This window comes from Streptomyces sp. NPDC051909 (assembly GCF_040681095.1).
Lineage (GTDB): Bacteria > Actinomycetota > Actinomycetes > Streptomycetales > Streptomycetaceae > Streptomyces.
In genome coordinates this window covers 1-1114 of record NZ_JBFAYA010000088.1, presented here as the reverse complement: position 1 = coordinate 1114, position 1114 = coordinate 1, and the positions used below count along the sequence as shown (strand labels likewise).

General features: G+C 71.8%; 1 protein-coding gene. It reads left to right on the top strand.

The features are described from left to right. On the top strand, nt 1–1050 hold a 1050-nt coding region (locus AB0M18_RS36640), incomplete at its 5' end, for a vitamin B12 dependent-methionine synthase activation domain-containing protein (RefSeq protein WP_365765735.1). Between the last annotated feature and the right edge of the window lie 64 nt (nt 1051–1114).

Sequence of the window (1114 nt, the reverse complement as noted above, 5' to 3'; positions counted from 1 at the left end):
TCTCGCTTCCCGGTGATCCTGGGTGGCGCCGCCCTGACCAGGGCGTATGTCGAGCAGGACCTGCACGAGCTGTACGACGGCGAGGTCCGCTACGCGCGTGACGCCTTCGAGGGCCTGCGGCTCATGGACGCGCTCATGGGCGTCAAGCGGGGCGTCCCCGGAGCCGTACTGCCCCCGCTCAAGCAGCGGCGCGTGGCCCGGCGGCCGGTCGTGACGGAGGTCCGCGAGCCCGAGCCGGCCGGGCGCTCCGACGTCGCCGCCGACAACCCCGTACCCGAGCCCCCCTTCCTCGGGACGAAGGTCACCACCGGCATCCCGCTCGCCGAGTACGCCCCCTGGCTCGACGAGACCGCCCTCTTCAAGGGCCAGTGGGGACTGAAGGACGCCGAGACCATCGAGACGGAGGGCCGGCCGCGCCTGCGCGCGCTGCTCGACCGGATCGAGCGCGAGAACCTGGTCGAGGCGGCCGTCGTCCACGGCTGGTTCCCCTGTGTGTCCAAGGGCGACGACCTGATCGTCCTGGACGAGGACGGCAGCGAGCGCACCCGCTTCTCCTTCCCCCGCCAGGAGCGCGGCCGTCGCCTCTGCCTGGCCGACTTCCACCGCGCCGAGGACTCGGGCGAGGTGGACGCGGTCGCCCTCCAGGTCGTCACCGTCGGATCGAGGATCGGGGAGGAGACGGCCCGGCTGTTCGCCGCCGACGCCTACCGCGACTACCTCGAACTGCACGGTCTGTCCGTGCAGTTGGCGGAGGCCCTGGCCGAGTACTGGCACGCGAAGGTGCGCGCCGACTGGGGCATCGGCGGCGCCGACCCCGCCGGTCTGGGAGGCATGCTGCGCACCGAGTACCAGGGCTGCCGCTACTCCCTCGGCTATCCGGCCTGCCCCGACCTGGAGGACCGGGCCAAGATCGCCGAACTGCTCCGGCCGGAGCGGATCGGGGTCGTGCTGTCGGAGGAGTTCCAGCTCCACCCCGAGCAGTCCACGGACGCGATCGTCGTCCACCACCCCGAGGCGAGCTACTTCAACGCGGGAGGGCGACGCCTGTGACCACCGCCGAATTCCCCACCTTCTCCTTCGAGTTCTTCCCGCCGAAGACGGACAAGGGCGAGCG